Origin of the sequence: Campylobacter sp. LMG 17559, from assembly GCF_024723605.1 — a bacterium.
Lineage (GTDB): Bacteria > Campylobacterota > Campylobacteria > Campylobacterales > Campylobacteraceae > Campylobacter_D.
Genome location: NZ_JANQCZ010000005.1, coordinates 16264 through 35514, shown reverse-complemented (window position 1 = coordinate 35514; position 19251 = coordinate 16264). Strand labels below are relative to the sequence as shown.

The window sequence follows — 19251 nt, the reverse complement described above, 5'->3', positions numbered from 1 at the left end:
AAGGAGAAAAAATGAATAGTGTATTATTCAAAGGAAATAAAGTAAATCTAAAAGGAAACAACATCCAAGTTGGCGATATGGCTCCAAATATCACCTTAAAAGCTAAAGATCTTTCAGGTGTTGAAATTGCCCCAAAAGGCAAAACTCAAATTATTATCAGCGTGCCAAGCCTTGATACTCCAGTATGTGCAACTGAAGCTAGAGAATTTAATAAAAAAGCAGCAGCAAGTGGTGTAGAAGTAATCGTAGTTAGCATGGACTTACCATTTGCTATGGGTCGTTTTTGCTCAACTGAAGGTATAGATAATTTAACTGTTGCAAGTGATTTTGTTTCTAAAGAATTTGGTGAAAAATATGGTGTTTTAATGGCTGATGGTCCACTTGAAGGAATTTTAGCTAGAGCAGTGTTTATAGTTAAAGATGGTGTGGTTGCTTATAAAGAATTAGTAAATGAAGTAACAGAACTTCCAAATATGCAAGCTCTAGAAAGCTTCTTTAGTCAAAGTTGTGGATGTGGTGGTTGTGGTTGCCACTAAAATTTAAAAGCCTTTTATAGGCTTTTAAAACTTAAAAACATGGAAAATTTTCTTTCTCGTTTTGAAATAGAAAAACAAGATCTCAAACTTATACAAGAGCACTTACAAATAATAAACATTGAAAAAGACTTTAAGGTCAATGATAAATGTTTAGGATTTATAAAAATTTTAAAAGGCGAGCTTAGAGCTTTTATTCTAACTCCAAATGCAAAAGAAATAACACTTTTTCACCTTAAAGAAAATGATGAATGCGTTATTTGCTCTGAGTGTAATATGGATGGTATATCTTATGATGTTTTTATACAAAGTACCCAAAATACAAGTATAGCCATCATCCCCTCATCAATTTTTCAAATTTTAAAAGAAAAATACCCAAAAATTAATAATTATGTTTTAAGTTTAATCACCAAGCGTTTTAATACCTTAATCAAAGTTTTAGAACAAGCTTTATTTATGCCTTTATCTTCTAGAATTTGTGATTTTTTAAAAGAAAATGCTAGTAATAATACTTTAAAAATTACCCATGAAACTTTAGCTAATCACTTAGGAAGCGCTAGAGAAGCTGTTTCAAGAATTTTAAAAGAATTAGAAAAAGAAGGTAAAATCAAACTTGAAAGATCTAAAATAATACTAATTTCTTTGTAACTTTATCACGGAAATACTTTTAAAATTTATTTATAATATCAACAAAAAGGAGAAATTATGAGTAAATTAGAAAGAGTGCTTAGAATAGCTTTAGCCATAGTGGCATTTTCTTTAGGAGTTTATTTTTCAACTTGGTGGGGATTATTGGGTTTAATTCCTTTATTAACAGGTATTTTTGCTGTTTGTCCTATAAGAGTGCTTAGTGGAAAACAAGCTTGTCCACTTGGGGTTTGCCCTATTTCTAAAAAGAAAAACTAGGAATGATTTGCTAGTTTTTCTAGCTTTGGTGTAATGACAAATCTACAATAAGCTTGGCTGGGATTATTTTTAAAATATTTTTGATGATAATCCTCAGCCTTATAAAATTTTTCTAATTTTAAAACTTGCGTAACTATAGCTTTAGTGTAATATTTTTGTACTTTTTGTAAAAAATTGCTAATAATTTTTAACTCCTCATTAGTTTGATAAAAAATAACTGATCTATATTGTATCCCCTCATCAACACCTTGTTTATCTAGGCTTGTTGGATCATGCATTTTGAGAAAAATTTCTAAGATTTTTTCTAATGAAATTTGTTTTTCATTATAAATTATCTTAGCTACTTCTATATTCCCATCACCATTTATCACGCTTTCATAACTTGGATTTGGCTTGCCACCGCTATAACCTACTTCTGTATAAACTACGCCTTTAATTTCATCAAACACAGCTTGAGTACACCAAAAACAACCCGCACCTAAGATAATTTCTTTATTTGTCATTATTTTCTAAATCCTCATTTTCTTTTAAAACAAGTTGCATAAGATAAAGTTCTTCTCCATCTATGATTTTTAGATCTTTATCTTCGCATTTTGGGCACCAAAAGATATTATTTTCAAGCACTCCGCTAAAATGGCATTTTTGACATTCAACTACTACTTCTTGAATATGCATAATAAATTTAGCATTCTTACACAAAGGACTATTTTCTTTAAAAGTTTCAAAGCTTCTTTGTAAAAGTGGAGGTTCAACCCCGCTTAAGCGCCCTATTTTAACATGCACTTCTTCAATAACTTTTCCTTGAGCATATTCTTCGCAAAGCTCTAGTAATGATTCTGTAATACTTAACTCATGCATTAGCAAATTCTTGGCAAAAGTTCGCCTTTTGGAGCCTCTAAAATGCGTTTTGCTCCATAAGCATTTTCTAAAACCACTCTTGTTTTTTCATTAGCTGTGATTTCACCTATAATGGCTGCATTAGCATTAAATTGTTTTAAAATCTCTAATACTTTTTGCTCATCTTTTTTATCTACACAAATAATAAAAGTTCCTTCATTTGCAAGTTCATAAGGCTCATACCCAAAAAGCTCACAAACCCCTAAAACTTCGTCACAAACTGGAATTTTTTCTTCGTATATTAAAAGCTCTAAATTACTCAATTTAGACCATTCATTTAAAACCGCACTAAGCCCACCACGCGTAGCATCACGCATTGCTTTTATAGAAATATCTGCATTTAAAAGCGCTAAAACTTCATCTTTTAAGCTTTTGCAATCACTTTGGATATTTGCCTCTAAATTATTTCTTTCAACCAAAACTGCACAACCATGAGCTCCAATATCCCTTGAAACTAAGATGCTACAACCACTTTTTAAGTCTTTGGTATTGATTTTTTGTATATTTTTACCTATACATGAAGTGTTAATATATATTTCATCGCCTTTATTTTTAGGAACAACTTTAGTATCCCCGCAAACTAGTTTTACTCCCGCTTTATCGCATTCTTCTTTTATAGATTTTAGTATAATTTTTAACTTTTCTATCTCAAAACCCTCTTCTAAAATCAAAGCTAGCGATAAATATAGCGGTTTTGCTCCTACCATTAATACATCATTTACGCTACCGCAAACTGCTAATTTTCCTATATTTATATCTTTTAAAAAGATAGGATTTAGTACAAAAGAATCGGTGCTAAAAGCTAAATCATCTAAAATAGCAGCGTCATTTGCTTCTTTTAAAACATCATTTTCAAAAATAGAAAAAATTTCATTTATCAAAGCATTCATTTCTTCGCCACCACCACCGTGGGCTAGAGTAATTTGTTTCATTTTATGCCTTATCTTGATAGTATTTATAATAAGCCGCACAAGCTCCTTCACTAGAAACCATACAACTACCTATAGGATTTTTTGGAGTGCAAGCTTTTGCAAACACCTTACAATCATAAGGCTTAGCTAAGCCTCTTAAAATTTGACCACAAATACAAGCTTTACTCTCATCTTTACTTTGCACTTTACAATCAAACACTTTGCTAACATCTAAGTGCGCAAATTCATCTTTTAAACAAAGCCCACCATTTACAATCACTCCAAGACCTCTAAATTCAAAATCACAAGGTTTAAAGTATTTTTCCACTAAAGCCTTAGCTTTTAAATTTCCCTCTTTGCTAACCACTCTGTGATATTCATTATAAACTTCAAAAGTATTTGCATTCATTTGCTCTACTATATTTAACACACTAAGCATTATATCAACTGGCTCAAAACCACTCACTGCTATAGGAGTTTTGTATTTTTTAGCAATAGGTTCATAAATGTTTGATCCTGTGATAACACTTACATGAGAAGGTCCTAAAAAGGCATCAATTATTACATTTTTATCTTGCATGATAGTTTCTACTGCGGGTGGAACTAATACATGATTGATATGAAAAAATAAATTTTTTAAATTTAAGGCTATACTTTTTTCTATAATCACCCCACTCATAGGTGTAGTTGTCTCAAAACCTATGGCAAAAAAGATTATATTTTTTTCAGGATTTTTTATGGCTATATCTATCACATCCAAAGGTGTATAAAGTGCTCTAATATCAGCTCCTTTGGCTCTAAGATCAATTAAGCTTTCATAACTTCCTGGCACTTTAAGCATATCGCCTAATACACAAAAGATAGTATTTGGCATACTTGCAAGCTTTAAAGCCACATCAATACGCTCTCTTGGCATAACACACACGGGACAGCCTGGGCCATGAACAAAATTAATTTCTTTTGGTAATAAATCAGGCAAACCAAATTTCATAATACTATGCGTATGTCCACCGCAAATTTCCATGATATTAATAGGCTTAGTAATTTTAGAAGCAATAAGTTCTTTTAGGGCTAAAATTCTTTCTTTATCTCTAAAATCATTAATTAAATCCATTTTTTAGCCCCATATCGCCTTCATTTTCATCGATTTGCCCATTTTGCATTTTCTCTGCTATATCTGTATAAATTTTTAAACTCTCTTGTGCAGCTTGAGTGTCGATTTTTTCCATAGCAAAACCCACATGTATAAGCACATAATCGCCTACCTTTAAAGGCTCGCTTATCAAGTCTAAACTCACCCTTCTTTTAACCCCTAAAGTTTCTACTATGGCTGAATTTAGCTCATCAATTTCTAAAATTTTAGAAGGTATAGAAAGACACATTAGTTAAGCTCCTTTTTCATTTTTAGATAATTTATCCAAAGATCAAACCCTGTTTTTGTTTTGCTATCTAAAATCATAATATCTATTTTAGGATTTAGCCTTTTAGCAGCCATAGAAGCTGCTTTAAAATCAAAGTCAAAATGCTGAGCTAAATCGGCTTTAGTAATGACTAATAAATCAGCCTTTCTAAACATCACTGGATATTTTTCTACCTTATCGCTACCTTCTGTTACTGAAAGTAAAACTACACTTAAATGCTCGCCTAAATCATAACTTGCAGGACATACTAAATTTCCCACATTTTCAACAAATACTATATCAAGCTCACTAAGTTTGAAATGATGTAAAGCTTCATGCACCATAAAGGCATCTAAATGGCAAGTTTGTCCTGTGGTGATTTGATGAGCTAAGCCTCCTGCTTTGATAATGCGATTTGCATCATTATTAGTTTCTAAATCCCCTTCAACTACGGCTATTTTTAAATCATCTTTTAAAGTTTTTATAGTTTCTTCTAAAAGTGTTGTTTTACCGCTTCCTGGAGAACTCATTAGATTAATACAAAGAGTATTATACTCATTAAAATGCTCTCTATTATGAGCTGCTTGATGATCATTTTTTGATAAAATTTTACTAATAACATTAATAGTTTTTTCATCTTTTAAAGCTGGATTTTCATGATGGTGATCATGATGATGTTCATGTCCATTAATAGAACAGCCACAATCTTTACACATAATCTTTCCTTTATATTTTTATTTTATTGTATATAAAAAAGTATTAAAAAAATATGAGTTTTATTAAGTTTTTAAAGATAAATAATGCACAAGCTGCCCAAGCGCAATAGAGCTATCATTGCAAGGAAATTGTAAAGAAGTTTTATAAGTGAATTTTTTTCGATCTAAAATTTCAAGTAAGGTTTTATTTTGAAATACCCCACCACACAAAAGCACTTCTTCTTTAAAATCTTTTGAATATTCTATAATTAAATTTGCAATGCCATTAAGCAAACCTGTGCTAATTTTAACCTTATCTTTATCTTCTAAAGCTTGTAAAAAAGCATTTTTAAAGCAAATTTCTTTTTCTTTAATTTCAAATTTGTAACTATAATCAAGATTTTTATCATAATATTTTTCCATCAAAAGTCCAATTTGTGCTTCATAATCAAGCTTTTGTATATCAAAAGCAAAAGCGCCAAAAGCATCAATGATCCTGCCAAGAGAACTCGTATATAAAGAGCTTTGAGTGTGAATTTTTTTAAGATTGTTTAATTTTACTTGAGAAAATTTAGCTAAAAACTCGCTAGCTTTGTTTTCCAAATTAAAATCAAAAATCAAAGCTAAAGCTAAATTTGTGATATTTTTAATATCTGCATTAATTAGTTTGAAATTTTTAAAATGATTTAACCTTTCATAGTTTTTTAAATTCGCTCTAAAAATCTCACCACCCCAAATTTTTCCATCATTTCCATAACCTGTTCCATCAAAAACAAAAGCTAAAACATCATTTTTGTAAATTTTGTGTTCAAATAAACAAGCACACAAATGTGCATAGTGATGTTGCACGCGAAAATTTTTATCATCTTTAAATTCTTTTACATAGTTAAATTGTGGGTGTTTATCGCTTAAAATCTGATCAAAATTTAGTTTATAAGAGTTTTGAAAGAAAGTTAAAATTTTAAAAAATCTCTCTTGTATGTCTAAACTTTTCATATCGCCTATATAAGGAGAAATGAAAATTTGATTTTTAAAAAAACAAGCAAATTCATTTTTTAATTCACTTCCTAGAGCTAGAATATTTTCTTTTACATTAAAAATATCTGCTGTATTGATATAAAGTGGATTAAGGCCTCTTGAAGTCCTTAAAAACATAATTTTTTCGCTAATAACTTGAGCAATACTATCATCGCTTGAGTTGTGTATTGTTCTATCATAATCAAGATAAAAATCAAATACATCACTAAGTTGCTCTAAAAGTTTTGTTTCTTCATAAATAATGCTTTGTGAACTTAAATTAGCACTTGTTGCAATGATAGGTTTTTTAAAATGTTCAAAAAGCATTAAATGTGTTCCCATATAAGCTAACATAATACCTATTTTATTGGTATCTGATGCTAAGCTTTTATGGATATTTTTGCTATTTAAAATAACTATGGGTTTTAAATTTGAAGTTAAAAGTTTTGCTTCAGCTTCATTAATAAAAGCTAATTCTTGAGCCATTTTAAGATCTTTTACCATGATAGCAAAAGGCTTTTTAGGGCGATTTTTGCGTATTCTAAGTTCATTTATAGCATTTTCATTTGTACTATCACAAATTAAATGAAACCCACCCATACCTTTAAAAGCTATGATTTTACCTTCTTCTAAAAGCTTTGCAAGCAAAATAAAAGCTTTTTCATCTTTGGCTAAAATATTTTGATTTTTATCTTTTAAAAAAATAGTAATTTTACATTTTGGGCATGAGAGTGGTTGGGCATGAAAACGACGATTAGTAGGATCTTCATACTCGCTTTGACAAAAAGAACACATTTTAAACTCATCCATAGTCGTATTAACTCTATCATATGGAAGTTTTTTTATAATAGAAAATCTTGGCCCACAATTTGTACAAGTGATGAAAGGATATTTAAAACGCGGATTTTTCTCATCATAAAATTCATTATAACAATCCTCACAAAGAGCAAAATCACTTAAAATCGGGCTAAATTTTTCACTATCTTGTGAAGTACTTATACTAAATTCATTATAAGTTTTTTGAAGTTTTTTATAAGAAAAGCTAAAATCATCTATCCTAGCTAAAGGTGGTAAATTAGCAAAAAGTTTTTCTTTAAAAATTTCTAATTCATCATTACTACACTCAAGGATTATAACAACACCTAAGCTATTATTATAAACTTCACCTTTTAAATTAAGCTCTTTGGCTATATTAAAAACAAAAGGACGAAAGCCAACGCCTTGCACTAGCCCTTTAATATGAATTTCATATCCAAAGTGGGACATCACTTAACTTAAAAAATGGTATGTGTTTAAATACATTTTTACTAAGGCTTTTGTGCTCAAACAAACTTCCACTAAGCACAGCACAATCAACTTGTTCTTTAGCCTTTAAATCATCAAATAAATCTCTTAAAAAATACGCCAAACTCTCAACAACGCCTAAGGCTATGATTTGATTTTCTACTCCAGCAAGCTTAAAACTCATCGCGCTTCTTAAGGTCTTAGTATAGTCAAATTCTTTTTGCTCATTAAGCTTAAAGTCTATCCTAACGCCTTTTGCCATTTTACTCTCATCCGCTAAGGCCAAAAGCGCTAATGCTGCTTTTTTCTCGTCTTCACCAAGCTCTAAAATCATCCCTACCATACCAAAAAGATTAAAAAAATTATTGGCCATGTTTAGTTCTTTTCGCACTAGGGTAAATTCTTTTTCATAATTAGCTAATAATCTCTTAGCAACATCATCTTGACTTATAGTTTCATAAAACTCATCAAAGCTTTTTGGTAAATTTAGTTTTAAAAGATTGATTTCTTTATCGAGTAAAATAATATCATCATTTCTTTTACTAAGTTCTAAAAGCAAAGGCTTTTTTTCTTTAAAATCAGACAATATACAAGAAATTCTTGCAAAATTTTTATCTTCTTTTTGAAAAATCAAATTTTTAAACTCAGGTAAAATATAATCATAACCCCTGCAAACTACTAGCTCATTTTCGATTAAAGCCACTTCAAAATCATCCTCAAAATGTTCTAGCTTTTTAAAATTTAAAAACTTAATTCCTTCTTTTTCAAGCTCAAAACATAAGGCAAACAAGAAAAGATTATCGTATATTTTTATTTTAAAATACTCATGATTTAATTGATGATTTTGTCTAAAAATAGCATTAAATTTAAGTTTCATTAGAGGCTTTTCAACCCCTGCTAAGATTTTAAACTGCTCGTTATTACAAGAAAAAAATGCATTGATATGCTTTGGATCACTTGGCATTAAAAAATCATCTAATGCTTCATTAAAAATTTCAAAAGCATATATTCCTTTTGAGCTTTTAAAATATATTTTTTCTTTGTTTTTTAATTTTTCTAAGGCTTTTTTTAAATTATCGCAGAAATTTTCTTTAGTGATTTTTATAAAATCTTCTTCTATCTTAAACTCTTCTTCTACAAAAACACCCCATTCATTTTCTAAAAGCTCGCCATTAGTATAAGCATTTGCATTAAGTCTTGTTAAAAAGCTTCTTTTAGTGAAGTTTTTTTCTTTTTTTATAGGTGTAAAATCTTCTTCTATAACTTTTAAGTCGAATTTGTTTAAAAAAACACTGTGGCTGATATTTTCTAAATTAGAACAAAAGGCTTGAATTTCATCTTTTTCGCCTTTAACTTTAATAATGATTTTTTCATCTTTTTGCTCATAATTATACACATAATCTTTAGCATAATAAGCTAACAAATACTCAAAAATATCGTTTTTAGATTTATAATCAAAAGTAATTTCTAAAAGCAAGTTTAAAACCTTAAAATTAAATTTTTAAAGCATAAATATAACAATTTTAATTCTAAGGAAAGCTTAAACAAGCTATCTAAAATATAGATAGCTTGTTATTTTAGTAGTTAAATTCAGAACCGATAGCGATTTTTTGAATTTCTTTTTTATTTTCAAGTTTTAAAAGTGGAGCATTTTTATCCATACCTAAAACTTTTGCTTTTTTGCCATCAAGTAATAACGCAACACCTTCTGGTAAAGCATAAACAACTACTTTAGGATTAACAATCAAAAACTCTTCAAGTCTTTCTTCACGGCTTTCACCATTGTGTCCTACTGGTTTGCCTGAGATAAAATGTGGGTTGATTTGATGAGGGAAGATATTAAAAGTATTGAATGATTTTGGTTCAACTATAGGCATATCATTAGTTGTCATCATAGTTGCACCTGCTACGTTTGAGCCTGCTGACCAACCAACATAAGGCACACCTTCACTTACTCTTTTTGCAATGAGTTCTACTAGGTTATTATTATAAAGTTGATTTACAAGTTCAAAAGTATTTCCGCCTCCTACAAAAATCGCATCAGCACTTTTAACAATATCAACAGCATTACCCCTATGTACACTAATTATTTGAAGTCCTAAACTTTCTAAAGCTTTAGCAACTTGTGCTTCATATTGCTCATAAGTTTTTCTAACACCTGCATAAGGTATAAAAGCTACTTTTTTACCTTTTAAGTTGTTTTTTTCAACAAATTCTTTAAGCCAAGGTAAAGCATGATTTAAATATCCAGTATCTTTATAACCTGAACTTGAGAGCAACAAAGCTTTTTGTTTATCTTTTGGGAAATTAACTACATCATTAGCATTTAAAGCTACCCCGCTAAAAAGCATAGCAGCTAAACCAATAGCACCTACTTTCAATAAACTTCTTCTTTTCATTGTTTCTCCTTTAAAGAAATATTTAAAAACTATTTATTTTAATAAATAATTATTTAAAATAAAATAAATTTTTATTAATAAATAAAACTTTTTAAAAGAGCTTCACATGCTTTATAATCAGGCATTAATTTATATAAAAAATCATAAAATTCTTTTTGATGATGTGGATAAATTAAATGTGTAAGTTCATGCAAAATCACATATTCTATAGCTTTTATAGGCTTTTGCATAAGTTTTAAATTTAAGTTTATGTATGCTTTTTGATGATTGCAAGAACCCCATCTTGAAATCATTTCCTTAATACAAATTCTTTGCACCTTTCTTTCAAAAGCAAATTCCCATTTTTTTATATAAAACTCAAAAATCACTCTAGCACTACGCCTTAAGAAAAGATCTAAGGCTTTTTGATTTTTTGCAAAGATTTTACCTTTTTTAATAAATACTTTTTTATAATTTTCATCAAAGACTAACTTGTATTTTCTACCTAAAAAATATAGCTCATCACTTGCTATAACTACCCTTTTTAAAGAAAGTTCTTTTTCTTTGGCTCTAATCCAACTTTCATTTTTTTCTAAAAATCTTAAAACATCTCTTTGCTCATAATATAGCGGTATGCTAAGCTTGAAATTTAAATCTCTATCTATCCTAAGTCTTAGATATTTAAGTTTTTTCTTTTCAAAAGCAAAACAAAATTCTTTAAATTCTAAAATTCCTTTTATACTAGAGCTTTGCCTTGCCATTTTTTACTTTTCCATCTATATGAATTTACAATACCACGTAAAAACTCATCCGCACAAAAACCTATCCAAACTCCTAAAATTCCAAGCCCAACATAAAAACAAAGCACATAACCAACCGGTAAAGAAACCCCAAGCATAAACACCACTCCACTTAAAAACGGAAACCTCGCATCGCCTGTTGCTCTTAGTGAATTTACCATGACTATATTAAAAGTTCTTGAAATTTCTAAAAAAATAGAAAGAGTAAAAAGTGGTATCATAAGCTCTTTTAAACTTTCCTCAAGTTTTACTACACCCATAGTAAAATCTTGCAAAACATAATTAAGTAAAGCCACAAAAGCACTTGCTACCACGCTAAAATACAAAGCTATCCAAGTATGTTTATAAGCTACATTTAAGTATTTTGCGCCAACTAATTTACCTATGATAATCTCATTTGCCACACTTATAGCTTGCCCTACTAACATAATAAGTAAAGAAATTTGAAAATAAATCGTTTGAACACTTAAGTTTTCTTTACCTAAACTTGCTACAAAAGCAAAAGCTATGGTGTATTGTATAAACCATATTAAATTTTCACCAGCAGCAAACCCACCGATATTTAAAATCTTTTTAAGTACAGTTTTTTCAAGGCTTACCATCTCTTTAATTTTAAGATAAATTTTAAGTTTAAAACTAAGTATTGCCACTAGCATACCAAAAGCTACTAAACGTCCTAATATATTGCTAAGCCCTACTCCAAAAAGCTCTAATTTGGTAAAATGTAACACATAAAAATTTCCTATAAATATCACAACATTCATCAATAAGGTTGTAAACATAACCCAATAAGCCATATTATACACCCTAATAATAGCGGCCAAAACTATACCCATAGCATCAAAAAACAAACAAATTCCAAGCATATGCAAGTAAATTTCACTGTCTTTTAAAAGTTCATTTGGAATTTGTAAAAGGTAAAGCAAAAACTCTCCATGCCATAAAATCAAACTTCCACACACAAGTCCGATTAAGCCATTTAAAAATAAACTTTGATGGATTACTTTTCTAGCTAAAGTATAATTTTTAGCTCCTAAAGCTTGAGCAATCACCACACTACAACCCACACTTAAAAAACTAAAAATAATAATAAATAAATCTGCTACTTGATTACCTGCACCCATAGCTCCAACTAAAAAATTAGAATACTGCGAAACCATAACGGTATTGATAATCAATGAAAAATATCTTAAAAACATTTCAAGTAGTATAGGCATACTAAGATGCTTGAGTGAAAGTTGTTTGCTGGCCATAAATACTCTTTTTGATAATAATTTTTGAAAGTAAAAGTAATTTTACTTAAAAATTGCTTTTTTAAAGATAAATATATTTTTAATTATACTGATTTTAAGAATAAACAAATATATTTTAGAAATTTTGATTAATTACATCATCAAAATTTCTAAATAAACAAAAATTACCCAAAAGCTCCGTTTAAATAAGCTTTTGTTTTTTCTTCTTTGGGATTTTCAAAAAATTCCCTACTCTCTCCAAATTCTACAAGTTCTCCTAAATAAAAAAACGCAGTATAATCAGCCACGCGCTTAGCTTGTTGCATGTTATGTGTTACCATGATCATGGAAAGATTATGACTTAATTCTTTGATAAGCTCTTCTATAACACTTAAAGATATAGGATCAAGTGCAGAAGTTGGTTCATCTAAAAGTAATAATTTTGGCTTTATAGCTAAAGCTCTTGCAATACAAAGGCGTTGTTGCTGACCACCTGAAAGTGCTAGAGCATTTTGTTTTAGTTTATCTTTAACCTCTTCAAAAAGACCAACCTTTTTAAGACAATCTTCCACTAATGCATCTTCTTCATCTTTGTTTTTGATCATCCCATGGAGTTTTGGAGCATAAGAAATATTATCATAAATACTTTTTACAAAAACATTAGGTTGTTGAAATACCATTCCAACTTTTTTTCTAAGCACAACTAAATCTTGATTTTTAACATCTTTTCCACCAATCTCAACAAGACCATCGATTTTTGCTATTTTATCATTCATCCTATTAAAACAACGCAAAAATGTGGATTTTCCACAGCCTGAAGCACCTATTAAAGCTGTTATTTTATTTTTTTGAATTTCCATATTAATATCAAATAAAGCTTGTTTTTTACCATAAAATAAATTTAAATTTGTTGTTTTTGCTATCATTTTAATTTTCCTTGAAAATATCTTCTTAAAAGTATTGCTGCTAAATTTAAAATCACCAAAAGAGATAAAAGCACTATAATCCCTGCTGCTGTTCTTTCTAAAAATGCACGCTCTGGCATAGCTGACCATGAAAAAATTTGAGCAGGCAAAACACTTGTTGGCGCAAAAATTGAGTTTGCTACATCAGGTATAAAAGCTATCATACCTATAATCATTAAAGGTGCAGTTTCGCCAATAGCCCCTGCTAAAGTTAAAATAGAACCTGTTAAAATCATAGGCATTGCCAAAGGCAGCATAATACCTTTTATCATTTGAATTTTAGTCATACCTAAAGCATATGCTGCATTTTTCATATTAATATCCACACTTTTTAAGGCAGCTTTAGTTGATACAATAATAATAGGTAAACTCATAATAGCTAAAGTAAGTCCCCCGACTAAAGCACTAGAACGAGGCATGCCAAAAAGATTAATAAACACTCCAAGACCTAAAAGTCCAAATAAAATACTAGGAATACTAGCTAAATTATTTATACATACTTCTATAAAATGCGTAAATACATTTTGCGGAGCAAATTCTTCTAAATAAATAGCCGCTCCAACTCCTATCGGGATACTCACAGCCATACATACTAACATCACAAGCAAAGTTCCAACCACAGAAGCAAAGATTCCTGAATTTTCAGGTGATTTAGAGTCTCCATTAAGGAAAAAATTCGTATTAAAACTTAGCTTAATTTCTTGTTTTTGAACTAATTCATCAACTAAAGCCTTTTGTTCATCACTTAATTTATTGTAGTTTTTTTTCATATATTGATCAACTTCAGAATTTGCTAAAAGCCAAGATTTTTCTTTGATTTGACCTGTTCTTATTTTCCTTTGTTCAGCGCGCGATAAAAGCTCATACGAAGGGCTATTTCTATCAGTATGGGCATAAATATAAGTTTGCTTAAAAGCTCCTATCCCAAGATACCCCACACTTGATAAAAAAATACAAAGAAAAATAAGGTTTACATAAAGTCCCATTTTACAGAATCTTTTGAAATTTTTTGAAGCTTTTTTTCTTTGTTTAAAAAGTTTTTTCATAAATTTTTCCTTTTATGGAAGCGATTTATCAAATAAACGCTAAAAATATTAATGATTAATGTAATAATAAAAAGCACAAGCCCTAAAGAAAATGCACTTAAAGCTAAAGAACTATCAAAAGCTTGATCACCGCTTAATGCTTCTACTATTTTTACAGTCACTGTTGTCATATCTTCTAAAAAATTCATAGTTAAATTTGGACGCAATGAAGCAGCCATAACAACAATTCACTCAAGATTTAAATTTAGCAATACCCCATCTTGTCGTGATTGTCATGCTCAAAAAGGTAAAGGCATTAGAGTTGATATTGCAGCAAGTAAAAACTTAATCAATCAAAAATGCGCAACTTGCCATGAAAAAGCAAGCAATGCTTTAGCAAAAAGCGCTCATGGAGTGCAAGAGTTCTTACCTGCTCAAGATATACAAAAGAAAAAAGAAAAACCATCTTGTGCGACTTGTCACTCTATTCATGTTACCCCAAAACATTCAGGAATTTATTCACAAAAACAATTAGTCGATCAAAAGTGCGCACAATGCCATAAACAAAAAAGCACAACTTTTCATATGACTTTCCATGGTAAAGGTATGGTATTAAGCACACCAGGTGACACTCCAAGTGTTGCTACTTGTTCTGATTGTCATGGTAAACACAATATATTAAAATCAAGCGAAAGAAACTCAACCCTCTCGCTAATAAACCGTGTTCAAACTTGTAAATCATGCCATCCAAATGCAAATGAAAATTTCGTAAATTGGATGGCACATGCTGATCATAGCGATGGTGAAAAATATCCTGGGTTACATGGTGCTTATATATTCATGACTATTTTGGTGATTTCTGTATTTGTTTTCTTTGGAGCCCATACTATACTTTGGTGCTTGCGTTTAATTGCTATGCGTATAAAATATCCTAAAGAATGGAAAGAAGCAAGAAAAGCAGCACATGAAGATAAAGTAAGAGTAAGAAGATTTAGTACTTTCCATAGAATTCAACATTTCTTTATGGCAGCTAGCTTTTTGGGTCTTGCTTTCTCAGGCTTACCACAAAAATTCTATGATTCAGCGTGGGCTAAACCTATGATTGATTTAATGGGTGGAGATATCATTAATGCAGCAACCATACATCATATTTCAGCTATAGTAATGTTTGCAGTATTTTTCTCTCACATTGGAGAAATCATCATTGTAAATTGGAAACGCCGTGATGTAGCAAGAGATCCAATCACTGGTAAAATAAGCTTTATGAAAGTTTTAAAAGCTACTTTTGGTCCTGATTCTTTAATGCCAAATTGGCAAGATTTTAAAGATATGAAAGATCATTTTAAATGGTTTTTTGGTTTTGGACCAAGACCGCAATTTGACCGCTGGACTTATTGGGAAAAATTTGATTATTTAGCAGTATTTTGGGGTATGTTTATCATTGGTATTTCAGGGCTTATTTTATGGTTTCCTGCTTTCTTTGGTAAATTTTTACCAGGTGAAGCAATCAACTTAGCAACCCTACTTCACTCTGATGAAGCTTTACTTGCTACAGGATTTATTTTTGCAATTCACTTCTTTAATACACATTTTAGAGCAGATCGCTTCCCTATGGATATGGTGATTTTCTCAGGAAGTATTAGTGAAGAAGAGATTAAACAAGAAAGAGGCGTATGGTATAAACGCTTAAAAGAAAGTGGAAAATTAAGCACTTTATATGAAAATAAAAGTAACTTCAAAGCATATCAATGGCTAGCTAAACTTGCAGGATTTGCAATGCTAATCACTGGTTTGGTATTTTTATTTTTAATGCTTTATACTTTCTTTAACACTATCTTATAACCTTATTCGCTATAATAGCGAATAAGGACTTTTCCTAACTTTTTCAAGGATTTTAAATGTTTAAAACAATACTCACACTTAGTTTTTTAAGTATTTTTTTTACAGCTTGTTCTAATGAAGAAAAACTTGATTCTAATTTAATCTCAAGTGGCACACAATTTTCTAAAGAAAATTTGCAAAAAGCAAATGATTTAGATAAAAAATCTTATGAAGAAATAGCTCATTTATTTAAAGATAATACAAATATAAAAAGTGATGATAAAAATATTTTAATCATTTTCAGCGCAAATCATTGTCTTTATTGTGATAAATTAAAAGAAGAAATTAAAAATGATAAAAAAATACAAGAACTTATAAAAGAAAAATACAGCTCATATTATATAAATATAAGCTATAAAAAAATTCATACATTTTATAAAAATCACAAAAGCGACTTAAGTACAGCCGAACTTTCTAGTATTTATGATATAGTAGCCACCCCTACTATTGTAATTTTAAACAAAAACAGCCAAACTTTGCTAAATTATCCTGGTTTTATTAGCGCAAAAAGATTAAGCGCTACAATGGAGTTTTTAAACCAAAAAGAAAATCAAAATTTAGACGAAGCAACCATAGCACAAAAACTTATACATTTTTATAAAGAAAATAATATTTAAAGGTTAAAAATGCAGTATTTTTTTTCTTTTGCAATGAGTTTTTTACTAATGAGCATATATGCTATAGCTTGTGCTGTAGCAACTTTCATAGAAAATGATTTTGGTATTAGCGCGGCTAAAGCTTTAATTTATAATAATGCTTGGTTTGATATGTTGCATTTATTACTAGGTTTAAATTTAATCGGAGTGATATTTTATAATAAGCTTTTTCAAAAGAAAAAATACTCTATCTTGCTTTTACACTTATCTTTTATAGTGATTTTAATCGGTGCTGGACTTACTAGATATTTTGGCTTAGAAGGTGGAATGCATATAAGAGAAAATCAAAGCTCTAGCACCATAGTTACTAGAGAAGAATTTATAAAAATTACTGATTTTGATACTAATGCTAGTTTTGAATTTCCTATTAGCTTTACCCCGCTAACTCAAAAGCATTTTGAAAAAACTATAGACTTAAATGGCGAAAAATTAATCATAAGTTCTATCAAATATATTCCACAAAAAGATTCTATCACACCTGCTAGCTTAAAATTAAATATTACTTATCAAAAAGCAAATACGCAAATAACCTTAAATCCAAATTTTACAAACAAACAAGCAGTGCATTTTAACCTACAAAGAAAAGATTTTACTATCAATTGGGGGCCAAGAGAAATTAAACTTCCTTTTGCGTTACACTTAAAAGATTTTATACTAGAGCGTTATTTAGGCTCTATGAGTCCATCTTCTTATACTTCAAAAATTCAAATTATAGATGAGCAAAATAACATTAACTTAGATTATGATATTTTTATGAATAATGTTCTTGATTATGGTGGATATAGATTTTTTCAAAGCTCTTATGATCAAGACGAGAAAGGCACTATACTCTCAGTCAATAAAGATCCTGGTAAAATCCCTACTTATATAGGTTATACTTTATTGATTTTAGGATTTTTATGGGTTTTATTTGATAAAAACTCAAGATTTTATCGTTTAAGCATTTATTTAAAAAAAGGTCAAAGTTTTGTATTGTTTATTTTGCTTTTTGCAAACTTACAAACTCCACTTTTTGCACAAGAAAATAAAAATGAAATTTTAAATTTAATCTCAAATTTGCAAAAAAATTCCTATGAACATTCTTTAAATTTTGCAAGATTACTTGCGCAAGATCATAATGGTAGAATCAAACCTTTAGATACTTTGGCAATGGAGTTTGTTTATAAAATCACTCAAAAAGAAAAATTTTTAAATCTTCACTATGATCAAATTTTTCTAGCAATGATGATTTATCCTAAAGAATTTAGAAAAATCAAAATGATAGCTACAAAAACAGGCAAGCTAAGAGAATTAATAGGCACAGATATAAATGAAAAATACATAGCATTTGATGATGTGTTTGATAATGGGATATATAAGCTTAGCAATTATGTTGAGGAAGCTAATCGCAAAAAGCCCTCACTAAGAACTAGCTTTGATAAAGATTTGCTAGCTTTAGATGAAAAAATAAATCATGCATATTATATTTATAGTGGTCAAGCTTTAACTATTTTTCCTGATATTAATGAGCAAAGTTTAAAATGGTACTCACCGGTACAAATTTTACCTTTTGCAAAAGAAGATGTAGAACGTTTGCAAATGCTTTTAGTTAGCTATTTTTTACAAGTTCGCAATGGTATTGAAAATAATCAATGGCAAGATGCAAATGAAATTTTACAATCTTTAAAAGACTTTCAAAATCATTATGGAAGCAATGTTTTACCGCCAAAAGAAAGATTAGATCTTGAAATGTTGCTTAATCATTATAATATCTTTGATAATCTAACTTTTGTTTATATTAGCTTTGCATTAGTATTTTTCTTCTTAAGTTTTTATACTATATTAAAAAATATTTCTTTATCTGCCTTTGTATATAGATTTTTTTACATCATTTTAAGCATATGTGTAATCATACATGCACTAGCTTTAATCATTCGTTGGTATGTAGGTGGGCACGCTCCTTGGAGTAATGCTTATGAAAGTATGATTTACATAGCTTTTGCTTGTGCGATAAGTGCTGTGATATTTTTTAGAAAATCACTCTTAGCCTTATGTGGTGCGAGCTTTTTAGCAGGTATTTCACTTTTTGTAGCTCATCTTGGCTTTATGGATCCTCAAATTGGGAATTTAGTACCTGTTTTAAAATCATATTGGCTTAATATTCATGTTTCAATTATAACAGCAAGCTATGGATTTTTAGCGCTTTGTTTTATTATAGGGATTTTAAGTTTGATTCTTTTTACCTTAAGAGGTAAAAATAAAAACATAGATTTAAACATCACTAAACTACACTGCGTTAATGAAATGTCTATGATAATAGGACTTGCAATGCTCACGATAGGAAATTTTTTAGGTGGAGTTTGGGCCAATGAAAGCTGGGGAAGATATTGGGGTTGGGATCCAAAAGAAACTTGGGCTTTGATTTCTATTGTAGTTTATACCATGGTATTACACTTAAGATTTATTTTCAAAACTTATTTTATTTTTGTTTTTGCAAGTGCTAGCGTTTTAGCCTTTTATAGTATATTAATGACTTATTTTGGAGTAAATTTTTACCTTTCTGGGCTTCATTCTTATGCAAATGGCGATGCTTTTCCTATACCAACTTTTGTATATGTTTTGATTGTACTTAATTTTGTTTTAATTGTAAGTGCAGGAAGAAAACGGGATTTAAATACGCCTAGTTTTTAAA

At 29.6% G+C, this 19251-nt stretch carries 19 protein-coding genes and 1 pseudogene; 6 read left to right on the top strand and 14 right to left on the bottom strand.

The features are described 5' to 3' along the window. The first annotated feature begins 11 nt into the window (after nt 1-11). Genes tpx through CAMP5082_RS03625 form a run of 3 tightly spaced genes read left to right on the top strand, consistent with a single transcriptional unit; the run spans nt 12 to nt 1439 of the window. The gene (gene tpx / locus CAMP5082_RS03635) at nt 12-536 is read left to right on the top strand and encodes a thiol peroxidase (protein ID WP_337205936.1); all 525 of its coding nucleotides are present in this window, start codon (nt 12-14) and stop codon (nt 534-536) included. Nucleotides 537-575: 39 nt separating this feature from the next. Further along, nucleotides 576-1181, top strand: a complete 606-nt coding sequence (locus tag CAMP5082_RS03630; RefSeq protein ID WP_337205935.1) for a Crp/Fnr family transcriptional regulator — start codon at nt 576-578, stop codon at nt 1179-1181. A 57-nt stretch (nt 1182-1238) separates the two neighbouring features. Then, nucleotides 1239-1439: a YgaP family membrane protein gene (locus CAMP5082_RS03625; protein WP_012661495.1), complete on the top strand. Its 201-nt coding sequence runs from the start codon at nt 1239-1241 to the stop codon at nt 1437-1439. Here CAMP5082_RS03625 and msrA read toward each other — a convergent pair. The 14 genes and pseudogenes from msrA to CAMP5082_RS03555 form a co-directional block, all read right to left on the bottom strand. After that, nucleotides 1436-1942, bottom strand: a complete 507-nt coding sequence (gene msrA, locus CAMP5082_RS03620; protein ID WP_337205934.1) for a peptide-methionine (S)-S-oxide reductase MsrA — start codon at nt 1940-1942, stop codon at nt 1436-1438. The genes CAMP5082_RS03625 and msrA overlap by 4 nt on opposite strands. Further along, the gene (locus CAMP5082_RS03615) at nt 1932-2297 is read right to left on the bottom strand and encodes a hydrogenase maturation nickel metallochaperone HypA/HybF (protein ID WP_039618337.1); all 366 of its coding nucleotides are present in this window, start codon (nt 2295-2297) and stop codon (nt 1932-1934) included. The genes msrA and CAMP5082_RS03615 overlap by 11 nt, the downstream gene beginning before the upstream one ends. Further along, nucleotides 2297-3268: a hydrogenase expression/formation protein HypE gene (hypE, locus tag CAMP5082_RS03610; RefSeq protein WP_337205933.1), complete on the bottom strand. Its 972-nt coding sequence runs from the start codon at nt 3266-3268 to the stop codon at nt 2297-2299. Before hypE ends, CAMP5082_RS03615 begins: the two co-directional genes overlap by 1 nt. Nucleotide 3269: 1 nt before the next feature. After that, nucleotides 3270-4361, bottom strand: a complete 1092-nt coding sequence (gene hypD, locus CAMP5082_RS03605; protein ID WP_337205932.1) for a hydrogenase formation protein HypD — start codon at nt 4359-4361, stop codon at nt 3270-3272. After that, nucleotides 4348-4629 carry a HypC/HybG/HupF family hydrogenase formation chaperone gene (locus CAMP5082_RS03600; protein WP_039618343.1) on the bottom strand — a complete coding sequence of 94 codons (282 nt, stop codon included), beginning with the start codon at nt 4627-4629 and terminating at the stop codon, nt 4348-4350. Before CAMP5082_RS03600 ends, hypD begins: the two co-directional genes overlap by 14 nt. Then, nucleotides 4629-5363 (bottom strand): hydrogenase nickel incorporation protein HypB, encoded by a 735-nt coding sequence (gene hypB, locus CAMP5082_RS03595; protein ID WP_337205931.1) that lies wholly within the window; start codon nt 5361-5363, stop codon nt 4629-4631. Before hypB ends, CAMP5082_RS03600 begins: the two co-directional genes overlap by 1 nt. A gap of 63 nt (nt 5364-5426) precedes the next feature. Next, nucleotides 5427-7625: a carbamoyltransferase HypF gene (gene hypF, locus CAMP5082_RS03590; RefSeq protein WP_337205930.1), complete on the bottom strand. Its 2199-nt coding sequence runs from the start codon at nt 7623-7625 to the stop codon at nt 5427-5429. Further along, the gene (locus tag CAMP5082_RS03585; RefSeq protein ID WP_337205929.1) at nt 7606-9120 is read right to left on the bottom strand and encodes a hypothetical protein; all 1515 of its coding nucleotides are present in this window, start codon (nt 9118-9120) and stop codon (nt 7606-7608) included. Before CAMP5082_RS03585 ends, hypF begins: the two co-directional genes overlap by 20 nt. Before the next feature lie 100 nt (nt 9121-9220). Continuing rightward, nucleotides 9221-10042 (bottom strand): dipeptidase PepE, encoded by an 822-nt coding sequence (pepE, locus tag CAMP5082_RS03580; RefSeq protein WP_047208299.1) that lies wholly within the window; start codon nt 10040-10042, stop codon nt 9221-9223. A 74-nt stretch (nt 10043-10116) separates the two neighbouring features. Beyond that, on the bottom strand, nt 10117-10782 hold the full coding sequence (locus tag CAMP5082_RS03575; RefSeq protein WP_039618350.1) for a M48 family metallopeptidase: 666 nt from the start codon (nt 10780-10782) through the stop codon (nt 10117-10119). Then, the gene (locus CAMP5082_RS03570) at nt 10758-12074 is read right to left on the bottom strand and encodes an MATE family efflux transporter (RefSeq protein ID WP_337205928.1); all 1317 of its coding nucleotides are present in this window, start codon (nt 12072-12074) and stop codon (nt 10758-10760) included. Before CAMP5082_RS03570 ends, CAMP5082_RS03575 begins: the two co-directional genes overlap by 25 nt. Nucleotides 12075-12238: 164 nt before the next feature. Continuing rightward, nucleotides 12239-12979 (bottom strand): phosphate ABC transporter ATP-binding protein PstB, encoded by a 741-nt coding sequence (gene pstB, locus CAMP5082_RS03565; RefSeq protein WP_337205927.1) that lies wholly within the window; start codon nt 12977-12979, stop codon nt 12239-12241. Further along, a complete protein-coding gene (gene pstA / locus CAMP5082_RS03560) occupies nt 12976-14064 on the bottom strand; it encodes a phosphate ABC transporter permease PstA (RefSeq protein WP_337205926.1) in 1089 nt (362 codons plus the stop codon). The genes pstB and pstA overlap by 4 nt, the downstream gene beginning before the upstream one ends. Then, nucleotides 14061-14291: pseudogene (locus CAMP5082_RS03555) on the bottom strand (phosphate ABC transporter permease subunit PstC); the annotation flags it as partial. The gene pstA and the pseudogene CAMP5082_RS03555, both read right to left, overlap by 4 nt. Nucleotides 14292-14457: 166 nt before the next feature. On the opposite strand from CAMP5082_RS03555, the gene CAMP5082_RS03550 reads away from it, so the two are divergent. The 3 genes from CAMP5082_RS03550 to ccsA are packed head-to-tail and all read left to right on the top strand — an operon-like array spanning nt 14458 to nt 19250. Then, on the top strand, nt 14458-15885 hold the full coding sequence (locus CAMP5082_RS03550; protein WP_337205925.1) for a hypothetical protein: 1428 nt from the start codon (nt 14458-14460) through the stop codon (nt 15883-15885). A 56-nt stretch (nt 15886-15941) separates the two neighbouring features. Further along, complete coding sequence (locus CAMP5082_RS03545; protein ID WP_263691599.1) at nt 15942-16541, top strand: thioredoxin family protein; 600 nt, start codon at nt 15942-15944, stop codon at nt 16539-16541. Nucleotides 16542-16550: 9 nt separating this feature from the next. Next, a complete protein-coding gene (gene ccsA / locus CAMP5082_RS03540) occupies nt 16551-19250 on the top strand; it encodes a cytochrome c biogenesis protein (RefSeq protein ID WP_337205924.1) in 2700 nt (899 codons plus the stop codon). The last annotated feature ends 1 nt before the right edge of the window (nt 19251 follow it).